Below are 1600 nucleotides of genomic sequence, written 5' to 3' on the forward strand. Positions count from 1 at the left end.
CTAACGCGTATCGCTGTTAAGCGGATATAAATGCTCAAAGCCCACTCTTCGGAGTGGGCTTTTTTATGTCTGTTATCTGGTGAAAATCTGGTGATGGCTAAATGATGAATATTTGGAATAGGTTACAATCTTGTGTTTCGTTATTGCTCATCTGCAGTGAGTGGTAACTTGTCGCTATACGAGAATTTAAGGCGTTGGGTATATGGAAATCACTCTAGAAATATTGGCTATCTTGTTTGTTGTTGCAACGGCGGCAGGCTTTATTGATGCAATGGCTGGCGGCGGTGGATTGTTGACTCTACCTGCATTGCTAGCGGCCGGAGTGCCACCAACGCAAGCACTGGCAACCAATAAACTTCAAAGCTCATTTGGTAGTTTTTCTGCCAGTTGGTATTTCGTGCGCAACGGCATCGTTAGTATTAAAGAGATGCGCCTCGCGATCTTTTGTACTTTTATTGGCTCTGCAATTGGTGCCGAGTTAGTCCAGCACATTGATGCGAGTTTACTGACTAGCGTGATACCGCTGCTGCTTATCGCTATCTCTCTCTATTTCCTGTTAGCACCCCAAACTAGAGCGTCTGAAGGAAAGCAGAAGATCTCTGAGGCGATGTTTGCTTTGTGTATTGGTGGCGGAGTTGGCTTCTACGATGGCTTTTTTGGCCCAGGAACAGGTTCAATTTTCACGGTATGTTTTGTCGCTATCGGTCACTTCTCTTTAGTGGATGCAACGGCACGCACCAAGATACTTAACTTCACATCGAATATAGCCGCATTGATCTTCTTTATTTTAGCTGGCTTGCCAATTTGGGAATTAGGATTAGTGATGGCAGTTGGTGGTTTTATGGGCGCTCAACTTGGCGCTAAAGTAGTGGTAACAAAAGGGCAGAAATGGATTCGCCCTCTTGTGATCGTGATGTCGATGTTAATGGCGTCTAAACTGCTTTGGGAACAGCATCAACAATGGATTCTATCAGTATTTTAACTCGCGGAGATTGATAGCTGTTTGGTCTCACACAGATATGAATCGGTCTAATCAATCCTTGCAATTCGGGAAAGCTAAACAGGTATTGAGGCTTAATGTTGAGTGTTTTTACGATAGAAAGCGGGATCAAAGCCGGCCCCGTTCCTCCTAGCGCTAGCTGGGCTGCTGCGGTATAGGCATCCATCTCCATCAAGGGTTTAATACCAAACTTTTCTAACACTGAGAGCTGATAAGAGTTGGCAGGGTTGGTCATATCGTTGGTAATCACCAATGGAGGAAGCTCCGTTAGCGGCGACTTACTCACTATGTAAAACGGCTCATCAAATAGATGGAAGGTCATCAATCCATGATGCGGCGGCAGTAAGCCAGCACACAACCCCAAGGTCGCCTTACCAGACTGCACTCGCTCGATAATTCTTGGTGTATGGTTAGTGGTGATGGTGATGTATTTATCTTGCTGGATAAATTGGCCCATCATCTCACCTAAATAACCCGCTATCAGAGACTTAGAGCTATCTAAAGTAATGAGAGTGGTATCTTCCAACTCTTGCTGTTCATAAATAAGCCCTCTAAGTTCATTGAATGTAGGGCCTATGCTCTCGATTAATGCAATCGCAT

At 44.8% G+C, this 1600-nt stretch carries 2 protein-coding genes; one reads left to right on the plus strand and one right to left on the minus strand.

What is annotated here, in order from left to right:
* The first annotated feature begins 202 nt into the window (after positions 1 to 202).
* Positions 203 to 982: a TSUP family transporter gene (locus AB4496_RS26155; protein ID WP_009848394.1), complete on the plus strand. Its 780-nt coding sequence runs from the start codon at positions 203 to 205 to the stop codon at positions 980 to 982.
* Here the strand turns inward: AB4496_RS26155 and AB4496_RS26160 are convergent.
* Positions 933 to 1600, minus strand: a 668-nt coding sequence (locus AB4496_RS26160) for a substrate-binding domain-containing protein (RefSeq protein ID WP_372132808.1), incomplete at its 5' end; no start/stop codon positions are given. The two genes, AB4496_RS26155 and AB4496_RS26160, sit on opposite strands and share 50 nt — an antisense overlap.

The sequence above is a fragment of the Vibrio sp. 10N.222.46.A1 genome (genome assembly GCF_041473595.1).
Classification (GTDB): domain Bacteria; phylum Pseudomonadota; class Gammaproteobacteria; order Enterobacterales; family Vibrionaceae; genus Vibrio; species Vibrio tasmaniensis_A.

Bases quoted from the DNA above. Each gene is read 5' to 3' on its own strand.
- AB4496_RS26155 (WP_009848394.1), top strand. From the start codon at position 203: ATGGAAATCACTCTAGAAATATTGGCTATCTTGTTTGTTGTTGCAACG.